This window comes from Sinomonas sp. (genome assembly GCF_036848755.1).
GTDB lineage: Bacteria > Actinomycetota > Actinomycetes > Actinomycetales > Micrococcaceae > Sinomonas.
In genome coordinates this window covers 1-18475 of the sequence record NZ_DAIUJO010000051.1, presented here as the reverse complement: position 1 = coordinate 18475, position 18475 = coordinate 1, and the positions used below count along the sequence as shown (strand labels likewise).

At 67.5% G+C, this 18475-nt stretch carries 17 protein-coding genes; 16 read left to right on the top strand and 1 reads right to left on the bottom strand.

Annotated features, from left to right (window positions below; genetic code table 11):
• The first annotated feature begins 26 nt into the window (after nt 1-26).
• The 15 genes from arc to V7053_RS09975 all read left to right on the top strand — a co-directional run bounded on the left by arc (nt 27) and on the right by V7053_RS09975 (nt 17522).
• Complete coding sequence (arc, locus tag V7053_RS10045) at nt 27-1778, top strand: proteasome ATPase (protein WP_334172143.1); 1752 nt, start codon at nt 27-29, stop codon at nt 1776-1778.
• A 42-nt stretch (nt 1779-1820) separates the two neighbouring features.
• Nucleotides 1821-3470, top strand: a complete 1650-nt coding sequence (dop, locus tag V7053_RS10040; RefSeq protein WP_334172142.1) for a depupylase/deamidase Dop — start codon at nt 1821-1823, stop codon at nt 3468-3470.
• Nucleotides 3471-3563: 93 nt separating this feature from the next.
• Nucleotides 3564-3767, top strand: coding sequence for a ubiquitin-like protein Pup (locus V7053_RS10035; protein ID WP_043128138.1), 204 nt, complete (start codon nt 3564-3566; stop codon nt 3765-3767).
• A 7-nt stretch (nt 3768-3774) separates the two neighbouring features.
• Nucleotides 3775-4584, top strand: coding sequence for a proteasome subunit beta (prcB, locus tag V7053_RS10030; RefSeq protein ID WP_334172141.1), 810 nt, complete (start codon nt 3775-3777; stop codon nt 4582-4584).
• A gap of 1 nt (nt 4585) precedes the next feature.
• The gene (gene prcA / locus V7053_RS10025; protein ID WP_334172140.1) at nt 4586-5284 is read left to right on the top strand and encodes a proteasome subunit alpha; all 699 of its coding nucleotides are present in this window, start codon (nt 4586-4588) and stop codon (nt 5282-5284) included.
• A gap of 43 nt (nt 5285-5327) precedes the next feature.
• Nucleotides 5328-6704: a Pup--protein ligase gene (gene pafA / locus V7053_RS10020; RefSeq protein ID WP_334172139.1), complete on the top strand. Its 1377-nt coding sequence runs from the start codon at nt 5328-5330 to the stop codon at nt 6702-6704.
• Nucleotides 6705-6806: 102 nt separating this feature from the next.
• Nucleotides 6807-7736, top strand: a complete 930-nt coding sequence (locus V7053_RS10015; RefSeq protein WP_334172138.1) for an FKBP-type peptidyl-prolyl cis-trans isomerase — start codon at nt 6807-6809, stop codon at nt 7734-7736.
• Between the two features lie 40 nt (nt 7737-7776).
• Nucleotides 7777-8172 (top strand): FKBP-type peptidyl-prolyl cis-trans isomerase, encoded by a 396-nt coding sequence (locus V7053_RS10010; RefSeq protein WP_334172137.1) that lies wholly within the window; start codon nt 7777-7779, stop codon nt 8170-8172.
• 74 nt (nt 8173-8246) lie between these two features.
• Nucleotides 8247-10220, top strand: a complete 1974-nt coding sequence (locus V7053_RS10005) for a helix-turn-helix transcriptional regulator (RefSeq protein WP_334172136.1) — start codon at nt 8247-8249, stop codon at nt 10218-10220.
• A 9-nt stretch (nt 10221-10229) separates the two neighbouring features.
• Nucleotides 10230-10586 carry a hypothetical protein gene (locus tag V7053_RS10000; protein WP_334172135.1) on the top strand — a complete coding sequence of 119 codons (357 nt, stop codon included), beginning with the start codon at nt 10230-10232 and terminating at the stop codon, nt 10584-10586.
• Between the two features lie 26 nt (nt 10587-10612).
• Nucleotides 10613-10903, top strand: a complete 291-nt coding sequence (tatA, locus tag V7053_RS09995; RefSeq protein ID WP_334172134.1) for a Sec-independent protein translocase subunit TatA — start codon at nt 10613-10615, stop codon at nt 10901-10903.
• Between the two features lie 44 nt (nt 10904-10947).
• Nucleotides 10948-11742: a twin-arginine translocase subunit TatC gene (gene tatC / locus V7053_RS09990; protein WP_334172153.1), complete on the top strand. Its 795-nt coding sequence runs from the start codon at nt 10948-10950 to the stop codon at nt 11740-11742.
• Between the two features lie 9 nt (nt 11743-11751).
• Complete coding sequence (locus V7053_RS09985) at nt 11752-14688, top strand: DEAD/DEAH box helicase (protein WP_334172133.1); 2937 nt, start codon at nt 11752-11754, stop codon at nt 14686-14688.
• Nucleotides 14689-14737: 49 nt separating this feature from the next.
• Complete coding sequence (locus V7053_RS09980; protein ID WP_334172132.1) at nt 14738-16396, top strand: amidohydrolase; 1659 nt, start codon at nt 14738-14740, stop codon at nt 16394-16396.
• Nucleotides 16397-16787: 391 nt separating this feature from the next.
• Nucleotides 16788-17522 (top strand): polyprenol monophosphomannose synthase, encoded by a 735-nt coding sequence (locus V7053_RS09975; RefSeq protein WP_334172131.1) that lies wholly within the window; start codon nt 16788-16790, stop codon nt 17520-17522.
• A gap of 108 nt (nt 17523-17630) precedes the next feature.
• Here the strand turns inward: V7053_RS09975 and V7053_RS09970 are convergent, their stop codons facing one another.
• Nucleotides 17631-17972 (bottom strand): RNA polymerase-binding protein RbpA, encoded by a 342-nt coding sequence (locus V7053_RS09970; protein ID WP_334172130.1) that lies wholly within the window; start codon nt 17970-17972, stop codon nt 17631-17633.
• A gap of 162 nt (nt 17973-18134) precedes the next feature.
• Here V7053_RS09970 and V7053_RS09965 point away from each other — a divergent pair.
• A partial coding sequence (locus V7053_RS09965; RefSeq protein WP_334172129.1) for a hypothetical protein occupies nt 18135-18475 on the top strand: 341 nt, incomplete at its 3' end.

Sequence of the window (18475 nt, the reverse complement as noted above, 5' to 3'; positions counted from 1 at the left end):
CCGAGGCACGGGAAGGTGTGAGAGTGATGGAAGAGCGTGACGGCACCGGAACGGGTCGCGAGGACGCCACCGCACGAGCACACGCTGAGCAGCTGAGCGTTCTCGAACGTCAGGTCAACGTCCTCCGGGACAAGCTCCGGACGGTGGATCGGCAGCTCTCGGCGGCCACGTCGAACAACACCCGTATGGCGGAGATGCTGCAGACCGCCAAAGGCGAGATCGTCCGCCTGAAGTCGGCGCTCGAGCACGAGGGCCAGCCGCCGTACAGCTATGGAACCATCGTCCAGCTGAATCGTCGTCGTCCGGCCGGCGGATCCGCCGCCGCCGTGACGGACGAGAGCGCGGACGTCGTGACCGCGGGACGGAAGATCAGGGTCGGCCTGAGCCCGCTTGTCTCGCTCTCGGAATTGAGCGTCGGCCAGGAAGTCCTCCTCAATGAGGCGTTCGAGGTCGTCGCGGGGCTCGGTTATGAGCGGTCCGGGGAGCTTGTCACGATCAAGGAACTCCTCGGTGCCGACAGGGTGCTCGTCATCGGGCGCGGCGATGAGGAGCGCGTCGTGCGTCTCTCGGGCCCGCTTCAGCTCGAACAACTGCGCGTCGGCGACGCCGTGTCGATAGACAACCGCACGCAGACCGCGCTTGAGAAGGTGCCCCGCTCCGAGGTGGAGAACCTCGTGCTCGAGGAAGTCCCCGACATCAGCTACGACGACATCGGTGGCCTCGCGTCCCAGATCGAGCAGATCCGCGACGCCGTCGAACTGCCGTTCCTCCACCCTGGCCTGTACCGCGAGCACGGGCTCAAAGCGCCCAAGGGCATCCTGCTGTACGGTCCTCCGGGCTGCGGCAAGACCCTCATCGCGAAGGCCGTTGCGAACTCGCTTGCGGCGCGTGCGATGGAGCGCGCGGGAAGCCAGGACATCAAGAGCTACTTCCTCAACATCAAGGGCCCCGAGCTCCTCGACAAGTACGTCGGCGAGACCGAGCGGCACATCCGCCTGATCTTCTCCCGGGCGCGGGAGAAGGCCTCGGACGGAAGCCCGGTAGTTGTCTTCTTCGACGAGATGGATTCGCTGTTCCGGACGCGCGGCACCGGCGTGTCCTCGGACGTCGAGACGACCATCGTCCCCCAGCTGCTCAGCGAGATCGACGGTGTCGAGCGCCTTGACAACGTGATCGTGATTGGTGCCTCCAACCGGGAGGACATGATCGACCCGGCCATCCTGCGCCCGGGACGCCTCGACGTGAAGATCAAGATCCAGAGGCCGGATGCGGAGGCTGCGGCGGACATCTTCTCGAAGTACCTCACGACCGATCTGCCGATCCACCCGGCTGACCTCGCCGAGCACGGCGGCGATCGGGCCGCGACGGTGAACATGATGATCCAGCGCACTGTAGAGGCGATGTACTCGACGGACAAGGTGAACGAGTACCTCGAGGTCACCTATGCCAACGGGGATACGGAGATCCTCTACTTCAAGGACTTCAACTCTGGGGCCGTGATCCAGAACGTTGTGGACCGGGCCAAGAAGTCTGCGATCAAGGACCTTCTGACCACGGGATCGAAGGGTATCCGGGTGGAACATCTCCTGCGTGCCGTAGCCGACGAGTTCCGCGAGCATGAAGACATGCCGAACACGACCAATCCGGACGATTGGGCGCGGATCTCGGGCAAGAAGGGCGAGCGGATCACGTACATCCGCACCATCATCCAGGGCAAGGGCGGAAGTGAGCCCGGGCGCACTATCGAGACGACGCAGAGCACGGGCCAGTACCTGTGACCCTAGCCAGTACCGGTGGAAGCAGTCGGGAAGGGGAGTGACATGCCGAGCACCGAGAACGGATCCGAGGGCCTTCCCGCGGGCGGTGCCCTCCGTGTCATGGGGTCCGAGACCGAATACGGGATTCACGCGCCCGCTTCGCCCGGTGCGAATGCGACCTACCTCTCATCGCAGGTCATTGCCGCTTATGCCAAGCTCACCCGGGAACGGCTCCATGCATCGCCGGGCGCGGGCTGGGACTACACGGACGAGACGCCTCTGCGGGACGCCAGGGGGTGGTCGGTTCGACGCAATCAGGCTCATCCCGACCTCCTCACCGATCTGGAGCCCGTCCTCACGGCCGAGGGGGTGGCCTTGGCCAACGGTCCTACCGAACTCGAGCTCGACGGAGACCAAGAGCCCGCGCTCATGAACCTCGTGCTCGGCAACGGCGCACGGCTCTACGTCGACCACGCCCACCCGGAGTACTCGAGTCCGGAGGTGACGAACCCCCTCGACGCTGTGCGGTGGGACTCCGCGGGCGACGCCGTCGTGCTGACCGCCGTCCGCGCGCTGAGCTCCGACTCCGAGCGGGGACCGATCAACCTCTACAAGAACAACACGGACGGCAAGGGTGCCTCGTATGGCTCGCACGAGAACTACCTCGTGCCGCGCGCGGTGCCGTTCACGGACCTCGTCCGGGGGCTCACGCCCTTCTTCGTCACCCGCCAGCTCGTCTGCGGTGCGGGGCGTGTCGGTCTCGGCCAGGACGGGCGGACGCCCGGCTACCAGGTGAGCCAGCGGGCGGACTTCTTCGAGGCAGAGGTCGGCCTCGAGACGACCATGAGGCGCCCGATCATCAATACCCGCGATGAGCCCCACGCCGTCGCGGACAAGTACCGACGCCTGCACGTCATTGTCGGAGATGCGAACTGCAGCCATGTGGCCAACTACCTGAAGTTTGGCACGACGGCCTTGGTCCTGAGCCTCATCGAGGCGGGCGCTGCCCCTGAGATCGAGGTTCACGAACCCGTCGGTGCGATGCATCGGCTGAGTCACGACACCGACCTCCGCGAAACAGTGCGCCTCTTGGACGGGCGGCGCCTCACGGGCCTTGAGGTCCAGTGGATGTACCTGGAGGCTGCCGCGAAACTCGCGGCCAACGCCGGCGTAGCGGCCGAGCATGGCGGGGACGGACATACCGCCACGGTGCTTCGACTCTGGGAGCGCGCGCTCACCGACCTCGACACGGACCAGGACGCAGCAGCGGGATACGTCGAGTGGGCGGCGAAGCGGAGGGTGCTCGAGGGCTACCGCGCACGCGACGGCCTCGGATGGAGTGATGCCCGGCTCGGACTCATCGACATCCAGTGGTCCGACGTGCGGCCGGAGCGAGGGCTTGCCTACCGCCTCCTTGCGAAGGGGAGCCTCGAGCGCCTCGTGGATGACCGCGAGATCGCCCGGGCCGCAATCGACCCGCCGCCGGACACCCGAGCGTGGTTCCGCGGCAAGAGCATCCAGCGGTTCCCTGCCAACGTCGCGAGCGCGAGCTGGGACTCCGTGGTGTTCTCCCCGCCGGGAAGCTACAGGCTGCAGCGCGTCCCGACGCGCGAGCCGCTGCGCGGGACACGCGCCCTCACCGAGCAGCTCTTCGAGGGACACAAGGACATCCAGGGCTTCCTCGACGCCTTGCTCGGCGAGCGCCACACGTGAGGTTCCGCAGGCCGCCTCGCGGCCGTGAAAGAGTGACAGTATAGGTTCCACAGCCCGTCGCAGGGGCGCCGGGCTCGACGCAAGGAGGCGGCCATGGCCGGTCAGGAGCAGAAGAGCAGCCAGTCACGGGACGAGAACGAGGACGTCGACCCGGGCACGCCCGCGCCCGCGCCCGCCGCCCCTCAGGCGTCCGAGGCGACTGAGGGGGTCGACGACCTGCTGGACGAGATCGACGGCGTGCTGGAAAGCAACGCCGAGGAGTTCGTGCGCGGGTTCGTCCAGAAGGGCGGCCAGTAGGCCCAGGATGAACGACTTTCTCGCAGAACGCGTTGCCGCGCAGTCGACGTCGTCCTTCACCGAGCACCTTGCTTCAGCCCGTCCCGACCTGCTCCCGTCAAATAGAGTCATTCCGACTGACGCCTCTCACCTCGCGCCGCACGGCACAACGGTGGTCGCTATGGCGTTCGCCGGCGGAGTTGTCATGGCGGGAGACCGCCGGGCGACGATGGGCAGCATGATCGCGAGCCGCCACATCGAGAAGGTCTTCCCGGCCGATCGCTACTCGGCGCTCGGCATCGCGGGAACGGCCGGACTCGCGATCGACATCGTCCGGCTCTTCCAAGTGGAGCTTGAACACTACGAGAAGATCGAGGGGACGCGGCTGAGCCTCGAGGGGAAGGCCACGAGGCTCGGCGCGATGATCCGCGCGAATCTCGGCCTGGCCCTCCAAGGGCTCGCCGTCGTCCCGCTGTTCGCCGGGTTCGATCTCGAGCAGGGGGTGGGCCGCCTCTTCTCCTACGATGTCACTGGCGGCCGCTACGAGGAGCCCGAGCATCATTCGGTGGGCTCGGGTTCGGTGTTCGCGCGGGGCGCTCTCAAGAAACTCTGGCGGCCTGGCCTCTCGGAGGCAGACGCGGTGCGCGTCGCCGTCGAGTCGCTCTTCGACGCGGCCGACGACGACTCCGCCACCGGCGGCCCGGATCCCCTTCGCCAGCTCTGGCCCGTTGTCTACACGGTCACGCGGGCTGGCTACCGGCGCGCATCGGAGCACGAGCTGAGCCAGATCGCGGGCGACATCTTCGAGCAGCGCAGCATCGCCGGACGGGAGGCCTGAGATGACCCAGCCGTTCTACGTCTCGCCTGAGCAGGTGATGAAGGACCGCGCCGACTTCGCCCGCAAGGGCATTGCGCGCGGAAGGTCCGTCGTCGTGCTGAGCTGCAGGGAAGGAATCGCCCTCGTCGCGGAGAATCCGTCGCCGTCGCTGCACAAGATCGGCGAGATCTACGACAAGATCGCGTTCGCCGCTGTCGGCAAATACAACGAGTTCGAGAGCCTTCGGCAGGCAGGTGTGCGGTACGCGGACGTCCGAGGCTATTCGTACGACCGGGTCGACGTGACGGGCCGCGGCCTCGCGAGCGTCTATGCCCAGAGCCTCGGTGCTGTCTTCACCGCTGAGCAGAAGCCCTTCGAGGTCGAGCTCACGGTCGCGGAGGTGGGGCACGACGTCGGCTCGGACCATCTCTTCCGCCTCACCTTCGACGGTTCGATCGCCGACGAACGCCGGTTCGTGGTCATGGGCGGCGCGGCAGAGCGCGTTGCCGAGTCGGTCATTGCTGGTTGGAGCGCCGAGGCCTCCTTCACGGAGGCGATCCAGCTCGCCGCGAAGGCTCTGCGCGAGGATCGCACCGAGACGCCCCTGAGTCTCGAGGTCGGGGTCCTCGACCGCCACTCGGAGACCGAGCGCGGTGTCCGCCGTGCCTTCAGGCGGATCGCCGGCGAGGAGCTCGAGGAACTCTTGTCCGTACCGATCTGAGGCTGCTCTCGTCACGGGTCAGCTACTAGTCGTAAGGAGCCGCGTGGACCGCCGCATCTTCGGTGTCGAGACAGAGTTCGGCATCGCCTACTCGAGCCCTCAGGGGCGTCCGCTTGCCCCCGAAGAGGTCGCACGGTACCTGTTCCGGAAGGTCGTCAGTTGGGGGCGCTCATCGAACGTCTTCCTGGGCAACGGGTCGCGGCTGTACCTCGACGTGGGCTCCCACCCGGAGTACGCGACGGCGGAGTGCGACGACGTCGCCCAACTCGTTGCCCATGACCGGGCGGGCGAGCGGATCCTCGTCGACCTCATCGACGAGGCCCAGAAGCGTCTCCACGAGGAGGGCTTCGACGGCAGCGTCTACCTGTTCAAGAACAACACGGACACCGCGGGCAACTCGTACGGGAGCCACGAGAACTACCTCATCCCGCGGCGCACCGAGTTCTCGCGCCTCGCTGAGATCCTCATCCCGTTCCTCGTGACGCGCCAGCTGCTCTGCGGTGCCGGGAAGGTGCTCCGGACTCCTCACGGCCCGATCTATGCCTTCTCCCAGCGCGCCGACCACATCTGGGAGGGGCTCTCCTCCGCCACGACTCGCTCACGGCCGATCATCAATACCCGAGACGAGCCGCACGCGGACGCGGAGCACTTCCGGCGGCTCCACGTCATCGTCGGGGATTCGACCATGGCGGAGACCACGACGATGATGAAGGTCGGCACGGTCGACCTCGTGCTGCGAATGATCGAATCCGGGGTCATCATGCGGGACCTGCGCATGGAGAACCCCATCCGCAGCATCCGGGAGATCTCGCACGACCTCTCCGGACGCGCCGTCGTGCGCCTCGCCAACGGCTCCGAGCTCACGGCCATCGACATGCAGCGCCTCTACCTTGAGAAGACCGCCCAGTTCGTGCAGGAGTACGGCGCGCATACCCCGCATGTGCCCCGGATCCTCGACCTGTGGGACCGGACCCTCACAGCGATCGAGACGGGCGACACCTCGACCATCGATACCGAGGTGGACTGGGCGATCAAGAAGAAGCTCATCGACTCCTACTGCTCACGGCACGATGTGGACCTCGATTCCGCTCGCGTCGCCCAGCTCGACCTGACCTATCACGACATCAGCCCCGAGCGCGGCCTCTTCTTCCTGCTCCAGCGCCACGGAGGAGCGGCCCGGCTCGTTGACGACGCCGCCATCAAGGAGGCGATGGACACGCCGCCCCAGACGACGCGTGCGAGGCTTCGCGGCCGATTCGTCCAGGCCGCGCAGGCGGCCGGCGCTGACTACACCGTGGACTGGGTGCACCTCAAGCTCAACGATCGAGCCCACCACACGATCCTGTGCAAGGACCCGTTCGCGAATGAGGATCCGAGGGTCGACGAGCTTCTTGACACACTTCGTCCCTTCGCGGGATAGCGGCAGGATGCCCTCACAGCCAGAGCCGCTACCCTAGAGGGGGCCACAGGGCCCCCGACCGCCGCCACGGACGTGGCGGACACCCCCACAGGAAGTTGATCAGTGCGCCGACTCATTGCGCTCTTGCTGCCCCTCGCCCTGCTCATCGCAGGGTGTAGCTCCGGAAGCTCGTCGAGCCAGCCCACGCCTACGAGCCAGAGTGCGGGCGACGTCAACGCCCTGAGCTCCCTGAAGGTCACGACCACGGACAAGGCTCCGACGGTCGACTTCGCGAAGCCGCTGACGGTCTCGTCGCTCACCGTGAAGATGATTCAGGACGGAAGCGGCGCCGCCGTGAAGGCGGGCCAGTCCGCCGTCGTCAACGTCCTCGCGCTCAAGGGGACGGACGGCAGCGTCCTGGGCGACACGTTCTCCTCCGGCCAGCCGGAGAAGGTCCCGGTGGACAGCAGCCTCCAGCAGCAGAACGCAACGCTGTACAACGCCCTCGTCGGTGCCAAGGTCGGCTCCTACCTCGCCTATGCAACGCCGCCTGTGAGCGCGGAGCAGGGCGGTGACGGCACGACGACGCTCCTCATCCTCAAGATCACCGACGCCAAGGACATCCCGGCGCCGCTCTCGAAGCCCGAGGGCGACGTCGTGACCCCGCCCCCGGGCCTGCCCAAGGTGACCACTGACTCGAAGGGCGTCCCGCAGATCGACGTCAAGGGGGTCGCGAAGCCCACCAAGCTCATCGCCCAGGATCTCATCAAGGGCAAGGGAGCCGTAGTGCAGTCGAGTGACACCATCGTGGCGAACTACGTCGGCGTCAACCTCTCCGACGGGACCAAGTTCGACTCCAGCTACGATCGTGGTACTCCGGCGACGTTCGCGCTGAGCCAAGTGATCCAGGGCTGGACTGACGGACTGACCGGCAAGACCGTCGGATCGAGGGTGTTGCTCGTCATCCCGGCCGCACAGGCCTACGGGGACCAAGGCCAGGGCGGGGCGAAGGGCGACCTCGTCTTCGTCGTCGACATCCTGGGCGTCCAGTAGGATTCAGCACCGAACTATCCGCCCAACGAGAGGAACAGCCATGTCCTTCGGACAGCGCAGCTACGACCGGCAGAAGCCCGAGATCGACTTCCCTGAGGGTCCGGTGCCTACCGAGCTCAAGATTGTGGACCTCGTCGAGGGCGACGGGCTCGAGGTCGCCGCCGGTGACACGGTCTCCGCCCATTACGTCGGCGTTGCCTGGTCCACCGGCGAGGAGTTCGACGCGAGCTGGAACCGAGGGGCGCCCTTGGACTTTCGGGTCGGCGTCGGCCAAGTCATCCAAGGGTGGGACCAAGGTCTCCTCGGCATGAAGCTGGGCGGCCGCCGTCGGCTTGAGATCCCGTCCGAGCTGGCCTACGGCTCACGCGGGGCGGGCGGGGCGATCGGGCCCAACGAAGCCCTGGTCTTTGTCGTCGATCTGGTGGGGATCCGCTGATCCTGAACTTCTCGGCTGGCCGGGGGCGGTTTCGCCGTCCCCGGCCAGCGGCGTGTTCCGGGTAGCCTGCAGATGTGTCCCAGAAGAAGACCGAACGTCTCCTCAACCTCCTGATCGCACTCCTCCACACCGAGCGCGGGATCTCCCGTGACCGGTTGCTGCGGGACGTCTACGGCTGGGCAAAGGGCGCGGAGCGCGACAGGGAGACCGTCGAGCGCCAGTTCGAACGGGACAAGGCCGACCTCAGGGCGCTGGGTGCGGAGATCTCCGAGCGCCAAGGCTACGAGCGCGAGGACAGTGCGGCCCCCGCGTCGCTCTATCGCATCGATCCACGGCTCTTCCGTCTGCCGGAACTCGAGTTCACACCGCAGGAGCGTTCCCTCCTCGCCCTTGCTGGCCTCGCGTGTCAGGGCGCGCTCGCGGCGGCGCCTGCGCGCGCCGCCCTGCGACGGCTCGAGGCCGCGGGTGCCCTGCCGGACTCGCCGCCCTCGCTTGTGCAGCCCCGGGTCCGCATCGGCGATCCGCGCTACGCGATCCTGGCGGACGCCGCGTCCCGCCGGGCCGAGATCAGGTTCCACTACTACGCGACGAGCACCGGTCGGGAGGAAGAGCGGCGCGTCCAGCCGTGGGGCCTGGGCCAGCGGTACGGACAGTGGTACCTCGTCGGCTACGACACGGCGCGCGGCGCGGCCCGTGTCTTCCGGCTCTCGAGGATTCGGGGCCGCATCGTGCTGGGCGCTGAGCGTTCCTTCGACCCTGCCCCTGCCGGTGCCGTGCACGACCAGCTCGAGGAGCTCGTGGCCATGCCGGCGCAGAGTGCCCGTCTCCGCATCGCCGAGGGCCGTGCGCTCGAGCTCAGGATGGCGTGGAACCAGCTCCCCGATGCTGAGGCGCCCGAGGGATGGGACGTGGGGGAGTACGCCTATCAGGACGTGAGCGTTGCCGCCGACTACCTCGCCGGCTTTGGCGACGCGCTGATCGTCGAGGCGCCTGCCGAGCTTGCCGAGGCAGTCGTACGACGTCTCGAGGGGGCCCTGGAGGCCCTCGGAACGACGGGGGCAGCACCGGTCACCTCGGGCCCTCTAGCGCGGCGGACGACGACGTCAGAGGACCGTCTGAGCCGGATCGTTGACCTCGTGCCGTTCCTCATCCAGGGCCCGGTCCGGGTGGCGGAGGCTGCGTCACGGTACGGAATCACCCCGCGGGCGCTCATCCAGGAGCTCAGCGTGCTCGAATTCTCGGGTCCGACGGATCTCGGCGGATGGCAGGACTTCATCGAGGTCCAAGTGAACGACGGCGTGGTGAGCCTTGCGAACGCGCCCGACCTGGCCAAGCCCCGCCGGCTGAGCATCGAGGAGGCCCTGTCGCTTCAGCTCGGACTTCAGACCCTCCTGCCGATGGCGTCCGAGGACGAGCAGCCCGCGATCCGCTCGCTTGCGGCCAAGGTGAGCGCGGCCACGTTGAAGGGCATGGGGTCGATTCCAGAAGTCGACCTCAAGTCGGAGCCGCAGCGCAACGCTGAACTCGTCCCTGTGCTCCGCGCCGCTGTTGCCGAAGGCCAGACGCTCTGGCTCGACTATCTGAATCCCACGAAGGACGAACGCACCGAGCGCCTCGTGAATCCGCTGGGCCTGCGTTCGGACGGTGACCGGTGGTACGTCGATGCGTATTGCCATCGGGTTGAGGAGCGGCGAGTCTTTCGAGTGGACCGGATTGTGAGTCTCAAACCGGCCGAGCCCGTTCCGCTCCCCGGCGACTTCGAAGCCTTGCCCGCACAACAGATGGTCGAGCCACGGGACACGGACATCGTCGCCGTGCTCCGCCTCGCGCCGGAGGCGTTGTGGGTCGAACATGAATACGCTGCCGAAGACGGCATAGACCTCGAGGACGGCAGCCGTCGCGTGGGAGTGCGCGTGTCAGACCCCGATTGGCTCCCACGGTTCCTGGCGCAGTTCGGCGGCTCGGTTGCCCTCGAGGGGCCGGACCGGGCAGTCGCAGCGAGTCGGGCCTGGCTGTCGCGTGCGCTCGACACCGCCCGCAGCAGATAGGCTCGTCGCATGCCGTGGTGGTTCTGGGTTCTCCTGTGGGCGGTGCTGCTTCTCGGCACCGCGGTGGCGACGGTCTCGGCAGGCTTCTGGCTCGTGCGCAAGGCGCTCCGCTTCCTTCGAGATGGGGCCTCTTCCTTCGCGGAGGTCCTCTCTGTGAGCCCGACCGTCGAGGCGGACGGCGCCGCAGACCTTGCGGACGCCACGCGAGGCGCGCCGGGCCGCGCGGTTTTCGCCCATCCGGACGACGCCCGCCGGGCATACGAGGAGGGCAGACTCGCGCGCCGGGCGGCTCGCCGGGAACGGAGGATCGCGCGGCGAAGGCAACGGGGGCAGGCTCAGTCCCTCCGTGACCTAGGACTCATCTAGACTGGTTAAGAAGGAAAGGACTTCTTGTGGGACGACTCTTCGATAGCCCATGGCCTATCGTCATCATCATTGTTGTGGCACTGCTGCTGTTCGCAGGGCCCAAGCTTCCGACCATGGCGCGAAGCCTTGGCCAGTCCATGCGGATCCTCCGCTCCGAGGTCAAGGAAATGAGGAACGAGGGCAACAAGCCGGAGTCCCCTTCGTCGCCCTCCGCGTCCTCGGAGACTGCTGAATCCCCGGTCGAGGGCAAGGTGATTCCGCCCAAGGGCGCTGAAGAGGGCGACGGCGGTACGGCCGGCCCGTCCCAGCGCGCCTGAGCGTGGCCACGCCCAAGGGGCGGAAGGCCAATCCCGAAGGCCGGATGCCCCTCATGGAGCACCTTCGGGAGCTCAAGAACCGCCTTATCAAGTCAGCCGCCGGTGTCCTCGTCGGCGCCGTCGCGGGCTGGTTCCTGTATGACCCGATCCTCGAGGCCCTCCAGGAGCCGGTGCGCAGCATCGCCCAGCGGACCGGCGGAATTTCCGGCGTCAACTTCTCCACCGTGGGTTCGCCGTTCGACTTCAAGCTGCAGCTTGCGATCCAGATCGGCCTGGTCATTTCGAGTCCGATCTGGATCTATCAGATCTGGGCCTTCATCATGCCCGGACTCACGGTGAAGGAGAGGCGCTACACGCTCGGCTACATGGCGGCGGCCGTTCCGCTGTTCCTCGCGGGGGTGTGGATCGGGTGGATCGTGACCCCCAACGTGGTCCGCGCGCTCACGCAGTTCACGCCATCGGGGTTCTCCAACCTCATCGACGGGCGCGAGTACATCGATTTCGTGACCCACATGGTCCTCTTCCTGGGTCTGGCCTTCCTTGTGCCGGTCGTTCTCGTGGGCCTCAACGCGGCAGGTGTCCTTCCGGGTCGGGTGATCCTCAAGGCGTGGCGCATTACGGTACTGCTCGTCTTCGTCTTGGCAGCGGTAGCCGCCCCGGGCGCCGACGCCATTTCGATGTTCATGCTGGCCATCCCGCTGCTCGCGCTGTTCTTCGCGGCGATCGGACTTTGCCTTCTCCAGGACAAGAGGAAGGCGCGGCGTCAGGTCAAGGCCATGCAGGAGACCGAGGCGATCGCCGATACACCCACGTCACGCGAGGACCTCGACAAGTTCTAGGCTGGACCTATGTCCACCGCCCCCGAGAACCTCACCCCGGCCGAGCGTTTCGCACTTGACGCAGAACGCAGGGCCTTCGCGAAGACAGAGCTAGGGGCGTTTTCAGCCGAGCTTCCGTTCCCGCTCGATCCCTTCCAGCGCGAAGCGTGCCGCGCCCTCGAGGCAGGACGGGGTGTCCTCGTTGCGGCGCCCACAGGCGCCGGCAAGACCGTCGTGGGGGAGTTCGCCGTCCACCTCGCACTCCGCAAGGGGCTCAAGGCGTTCTATACGACGCCGATCAAGGCGCTCTCGAACCAGAAGTACACCGAGCTCGCCGAGGCGTATGGGCAGGATCGAGTAGGGCTCCTGACGGGCGACGTGACGGTCAACGGGGAGGCTCCCGTCGTCGTCATGACGACCGAGGTCCTGCGCAACATGCTGTACGCCGGTTCGTCGACACTCGTCGGCCTGGGCTACGTGGTGATGGACGAGGTCCACTACCTCGCGGACCGCTTCCGGGGTGCCGTCTGGGAAGAGGTCATCATCCACCTCCCACGTGATGTCCGCCTCGTCTCGCTCAGCGCAACCGTCTCGAACGCTGAGGAGTTCGGGGCGTGGCTCGATACCGTCCGGGGCGAGACGGACATCGTCGTCTCGGAGCACCGCCCCGTTCCCCTCTGGCAGCACGTCATGGTGGGCCGCAGGCTCGTGGACCTGTTCGCGACCAGGCAGTCGTTCGAGGACCTCGCCGATGTCCATGACCATGTCGGAGACGCAGCGGAAGGGGCGCCGTCCGCCGTCGGCCTCGGCTCGGCCGAGGATCCCCGCGAACTGACTGCGGTCAACCCCGAACTGGTCGACATCGCCCGCCGCGAGGTGCATGCCCAACACCGCTCGCGGTTCTCGCATGGCGGCCGGACGAATCGGCGCGACGAGCGGCAGCGCGGCATCAAGGCCGGCGCAGGCCGCGGCGGCGACGGCGCGCAGACGGCGGGAACGCGGGCGAGCCGGCCGCAGATGATCCAGTCGCTCGAACGTCAGGGCCTCCTGCCCGCGATTGACTTCATCTTCTCCCGCGCAGGCTGCGACGCCGCAGTCCAGCAGTGCGTCGACGCAGGGCTCGACCTCACCTCGGCGGCCGAGAGAGCGGAGATCTCAGCCGTCGTCGAGGAGGCGGCGAAGGACCTTCCGCCCGCCGACCTGGGCATCCTCAATTTCTGGTCTTGGCGGGAAGGCCTCCTCCGGGGGCTCGCTGCGCACCACGCGGGGCTCCTCCCGGCGTTCAAGGAAGTCGTCGAGAAGCTGTTTGCAGCGGGACTCGTCAAAGCCGTCTTCGCGACCGAGACCCTTGCCCTCGGAATCAACATGCCCGCACGCAGCGTCCTCATCGAGAAGCTCGAGAAGTTCAACGGTGAGGCGCATGTCGACATCACCGCGGGGGAGTACACCCAGCTCACAGGACGCGCGGGACGACGCGGGATCGACGTCGAGGGCCACGCGGTGGTGCAGTGGCGCCCCGGGCTCGACCCCGCCGCCCTGGCAGGCCTTGCTTCCCGGCGGACCTACCCGCTCAATTCGAGCTTCCGCCCGACGTACAACATGAGCATCAATCTCGTCGCCCAGTTCGGGCGAAAGCGCACCCGAGAGATCCTCGAGAGCTCGTTCGCCCAGTTCCAAGCGGACCGCTCGGTGGTCGGGCTCGCCCGGCAGGTGCGGGAACGAGAAGAGTCGCTCGCGGGCTACGAGAAGGCGATGGCCTGTCATCTCGGCGATTTCCGGGAGTACCAGCGGCTCCGTGAGGAACTCGCCGCCGCCGAGAAGTACGCATCACGCGAAGCCGGCCGGGCCCGGCGGAACATGGTCGTGGACTCCCTCGCGCGCCTCCAGCCGGGCGACGTCGTCGAAATCACCCACGGGCGCCTCGGCGGGTCCGCAGTGGTGCTCTCCGCAGACACGAATGCGCGTGAGCCTCGGCCGCACGTGCTCACGTTCGACCACAACCTGCGACGCATCGGATTCCAAGATCTCGACGGCCCGCTCGAGCCGATTGCGCGCATCCGGATCCCGAAGCATTTCGACCCCAAGCGTCCCAAGGATCGTCGCGACCTCGCCGCCTCCATGCGGCACGCCGTCGATCGTTCCCGGTCAGAGGGACCCAGTACTGGCCGGAAGCGCCGCTCCCGCCGGGATTTCGCGTTTGCGGACGGCTATGAGGACACTGAGCGGCGCATCGTCGAGCTCCGCCGGCAGCTCCGCGCCCATCCTTGCCACGGCTGCGCCGAGCGGGAGGAGCACGCCCGCTGGGCCGACCGGTGGACGAAACTGCGCAAGGAGACCGACCGGCTCGGCGAGCAGATCAAGGGCAGGACAAACACGATCGCCAAGACCTTCGACCGGGTGTGCGACGTGCTCGAGTCCTATGGCTGCCTCGAGGGCACAGACGGCGATGTGCGGGTCACAGACGAGGGCCAGAAGCTGCGGCGCATCTACGGGGACAAAGACCTCCTCACGGCCCTCGCGCTGCGTGCTGGCGCCTTTGACGACGTCGACGAGGCGGAGCTGGCAGCACTTGCAAGCACCCTCGTCTACCAGGCGAAGCGCGACGAGCCAGGGCTCCCGCCGAAGATGCCGAGCATCTCGCTCGACGTCGCCGTCGACGTCCTGGTTCGCGAATGGTCAAAACTCGAGGATGTCGAGGACCAGCACCGCCTTCCCCGCACCAGCGAGCCCGATTTCGGGCTCGTCTGGCCGCTCTACAAATGGGCCCGCGGACGGGACCTCCAGAACGTGCTCTCCGGGACGGAGCTCGCGGCGGGCGACTTCGTGCGCTGGGTCAAGCAGGTCGTGGACCTCCTCGATCAGCTTGCGGACGTGCCCGGCATCGAGCCGCGGCTTCGGCGTCTCGCCCACGCGGCGATCGACAGCATCAAGCGGGGAATCGTCGCCTACTCCGGCGTCTCCGACTAGCCCCTTCTCGCGGCGCCGGACGCCGCCGAACATACTGAAAGGCATTTCCATGTCCTCTGGGCGCCAGCTCACCCTGTACCGCAACGGCTCCGTCTACTCGACGGCGGACCCTCTCGCCTCCGCGATGTTGGTAGACGGCGGCACAGTGGCCTGGGTGGGCTCGGAGCAGGCTGCGGCATCGATCGCCGATTCGAGCATGCGGATCGTCGACCTCGACGGGGCTGTCGTGACGCCCGGATTCGTCGATTCGCACGTCCACCTCTCGGACACCGGCCTGGCCCTCCGGTCGCTCGATCTGTCCGCCGTCCGTTCGGCGACCGAGCTCCTCCGCGCCGTAGAGCGAGGTGCAGCGGAGGGCGCCGGCACCCTCTACGCCCACGGGTGGGACGAGTCCACGTGGGAAGATCCGGCGTTGCCCGCGGCGGGAGAACTCGAGCGTGCGGTGGGTGGGCGCAGAGCGCTCCTGACACGTGTAGACGTTCACTCGGCGCTCGTCTCGCCGGCGTTGGCCGCGGCAGCGGGGCTCGACGGCGGCGCCGCGAGCCGCAGGGACGGTTGGAACGGGATCCTCGCGACCAGGGGCGCCCTGACCGCTGCACGAGCCGTCGCGCGGCCGTCCGGCCGGCAGGAGATCCGTGCGCTGCACCGCACGGCGCTCGAGCACGCCGCGAGCCGGGGCTACGTTGCGCTCGTAGAGCAGGCGGCACCCCAGATCAGTGGCGCCGAGGACCTACGGCTGCTCCTCGGGGCGTTCGACGACGCGGAAGCAGCCGGGGGACGGAGCCTCCCCGAAGTCTTCGCGTATTGGGGCGAGCTGAGCCAGTCCGCGGACGAGGCGCGCGAGATCCTCGACTCGATCGGCGTCCCCGTCCTGGGGCTCGCGGGCGACTTGAACATCGACGGCTCGATCGGGTCGCACACCGCCCTGCTGTTGGCCGACTACGACGACGCTGTCGGCCAACGCGGAACCGCTTACCTCAGCCCCGAGCAGGTGGGCCGTCATCTTGCCGCCTGCTCCGAGGTTGGGATCCAAGGCGGCTTCCACGTGATCGGCGAGGGGGCCCTGCAGATTGCGCTCGACGGTTTGGCTCTCGCGACCGAGCTCGCGGGTTCCTCGTCCGTCCGGGCTGCCGGCCACCGGCTTGAGCACGTCGAGATGGCCTCTTCCGAAGCCATATCGGCGTTGGCGAGCTATGCCGTAACCGTGAGCGCGCAGCCGCTCTTCGATGCTGCATGGGGCGGGAAAGGCCGTCTCTACGAGCGCCGGGTCGGGGAACGGAGCATGGGAATGAACCCCTTCGCGAGCTTCGCGGCGGCTGGCGTCCCGTTGTGCTTCGGCAGCGACAGCCCGGTGTGCGAGCTCGATCCGTGGGCAAGCATCGCTGCGTGCCTGCGCCATTCGAGCCCATCTGAGCGCATTTCGGCGCGGGCGGCGTTCATAGGCCACACACGTGCGGGCTGGCGCGCAATCCGCTCTCGCGAGCCTCTCATGGGTCAGCTCGTCCCCGGAGCGCCCGCGAGCTTTGCCATCTGGGAGGTCGACGAGCTCATGGTTCAGGTCGCAGACGAGCGCGTGCAGGCCTGGAGCACCGACCCTCGGGCGCGGACCCCACTCTTGCCAGCCCTCGATACAGAAAACGCTCCGCGGTGCCTTGCCACGGTTCACCGGGGCGAAGAGCTGTACCGCGCCGACGGATTTGGGGCCTGAAGTCGAGATCCGGTGCCCCCGGCGACGCACGTCGAGCGTCGGGATTCCGAAACACAACGTGCTTTTCACGCCTGCTGAAACTGCTCCTGAGTAGGAGAAACGCACGTCTTCGCAGGTGAAAGGACGGTTGACACACCGGAGGGGCAACGTAGGATCGTTTGACATCGGGCCGCCGCTTGCGGAAGGTCCAGCCGCTGCCCTTCATGGGCGGTGGCACTGCCCTCGGGGGCAGGCCCACGTGTCAGTAGAAAACAGTCGGGGGACTGACCAGCTGCCAGCCCCGCGACTGGCCCGAAGGCGCGTGGGCCTGCCGACGGGCTGGATATAATGGGCGACTGTGCCCTCGCGCGGGGGCATGGACCCGTGACCCAGCCTCGAAAGGGACTCCTGCGTGCGCATTCTGACGATCATCCCGACGTACAACGAGCTCGAGTCCTTGCCCAAGACCCTCGGTCGGCTGCGCTCGGCAGTTCCGGCCTCCGACGTCCTGGTGGCCGACGACAACAGCCCTGACGGAACGGGTGAGCTTGCAGACCGCATCGCGGCCGAAGACCCGCAGGTGCACGTCATGCACCGCAAGGGGAAGGAAGGGCTTGGCGCCGCCTACATCGCGGGCTTCAAGTGGGCCCTCGAGAGGGACTACGACGTCGTGGTCGAGATGGACGCCGACGGGTCCCACCAGCCCGAGCAGCTGCCGCGCCTCCTCGAGGCCATCGAACAGGGCGCGGACCTCGTGATCGGCTCCCGCTGGGTCCAGGGCGGAACGGTCGTCAATTGGCCGGTCTACCGGCAGCTCATCTCGCGCACAGGAAGCACCTACGCCCGGCTGATGCTCGGCCTCCGCATCAAGGACATGACGGCGGGGTATCGGGCCTTCCGTCGCACCACGCTCGAGAAGCTCGATCTCGACGCGGTCGAGTCGGTCGGCTATGGCTTCCAGGTGGACCTCGCGTGGCGCGTCGCGAGGATGGGGCTCAAGGTCGCCGAGGTGCCCGTGACCTTCGTCGAGCGCGAACTGGGCGCCTCGAAGATGAGCGGCAACATTGTGGTCGAGGCCATGCTCAACGTCACGAAGTGGGGCGTGATGGACCGTTGGAAGCAGCTCACACGACGCGGGCAGCACTAGCAGCGTGATCGAGCGGGCACCGGGAATCTGAGACGCCGGGCTGCCCACGCCAGACAGCCAGAAGGGCGGGAACCTCTCGGTTCCCGCCCTTCTGGCTTTTCCGGGACCTCAGACCCGCTCGCCGCGCTTCTCGCGCAGCCGGGCCAGACGGTCCTGGAGGATCTGCTCAAGCTCGGGGATGCTGCGCCGCTCGAGGAGCATGTCCCAATGCGTGCGCACTGCCTTCTCCGAGTTCTCGGAGGGGCGCTCACCATCGACAAGGAAGGCTTCCTTGCCGGTCTTCGATGTCCAGACGGGAGGAATCTCCGCCTCGGACGAGAACGTCACGAAGACCTGCTCGCCGTCCTCGCAGCGGTACTCGACGCGCTGGCGGGGAGCCGGCTCGACGCCAGCTTCGCTCTCCATCGACTGTGCACCCAGGCGCATGCCGCGCAGGCTGCGGTCGCTCATATCTTCTCCCTCACGTTCTGCGGTCCGGCTCGGGGAGCCGACTCACGTGTCAACGCCCGCGAACCCTTACGTGTTCCCGGGCGGACTTCCCATTATAGGCCGGGGCGGCGCGCACGGCGTTGTGGGGCGCCGTGGCGTCTGTCCCGCGACTCAGGGCCGATCGTGACTCTGTTGCGGAGGCGTCTCCGGCAGATCGGCGTCGGACAGATTGGGGTCTGGAATCTCCGGATCGGGAATGTCGGCGTCCGGGATGTTCAGGGTCCCCACGGCCGAGTGGTGACGAAGGATGCGCTCAGCTTCCGCGTCGAGCTCCGAGCGGCGGGCGGCTTCTTCCTCGAATGCGCGGGCGTCCTCCTCCAGGCCGCGCGTCTGCATATCGCCTCCGCCCTGCACCGCACCCCCGACATCTCCCTCCGGATAGGAGTCGGCTGGTCGGTCAGCTTGGCCTGGGCGGGCTGCCTGCCCGACGTTGCCGAGGACGCCGCCGATCCCCTTGAGCGCGT

What these genes read in the sequence shown, in the direction of transcription:
- arc (WP_334172143.1), top strand. Translation starts at nt 27, where the DNA reads ATGGAAGAGCGTGACGGCACCGGAACGGGTCGCGAGGACGCCACCGCA.
- dop (WP_334172142.1), top strand. Translation starts at nt 1,821, where the DNA reads ATGCCGAGCACCGAGAACGGATCCGAGGGCCTTCCCGCGGGCGGTGCC.
- V7053_RS10035 (WP_043128138.1), top strand. Translation starts at nt 3,564, where the DNA reads ATGGCCGGTCAGGAGCAGAAGAGCAGCCAGTCACGGGACGAGAACGAG.
- prcB (WP_334172141.1), top strand. Translation starts at nt 3,775, where the DNA reads ATGAACGACTTTCTCGCAGAACGCGTTGCCGCGCAGTCGACGTCGTCC.
- prcA (WP_334172140.1), top strand. Translation starts at nt 4,586, where the DNA reads ATGACCCAGCCGTTCTACGTCTCGCCTGAGCAGGTGATGAAGGACCGC.
- V7053_RS10010 (WP_334172137.1), top strand. Translation starts at nt 7,777, where the DNA reads ATGTCCTTCGGACAGCGCAGCTACGACCGGCAGAAGCCCGAGATCGAC.
- V7053_RS10000 (WP_334172135.1), top strand. Translation starts at nt 10,230, where the DNA reads ATGCCGTGGTGGTTCTGGGTTCTCCTGTGGGCGGTGCTGCTTCTCGGC.
- tatC (WP_334172153.1), top strand. Translation starts at nt 10,948, where the DNA reads ATGCCCCTCATGGAGCACCTTCGGGAGCTCAAGAACCGCCTTATCAAG.
- V7053_RS09985 (WP_334172133.1), top strand. Translation starts at nt 11,752, where the DNA reads ATGTCCACCGCCCCCGAGAACCTCACCCCGGCCGAGCGTTTCGCACTT.
- V7053_RS09980 (WP_334172132.1), top strand. Translation starts at nt 14,738, where the DNA reads ATGTCCTCTGGGCGCCAGCTCACCCTGTACCGCAACGGCTCCGTCTAC.
- V7053_RS09970 (WP_334172130.1), bottom strand. Translation starts at nt 17,972, where the DNA reads ATGAGCGACCGCAGCCTGCGCGGCATGCGCCTGGGTGCACAGTCGATG.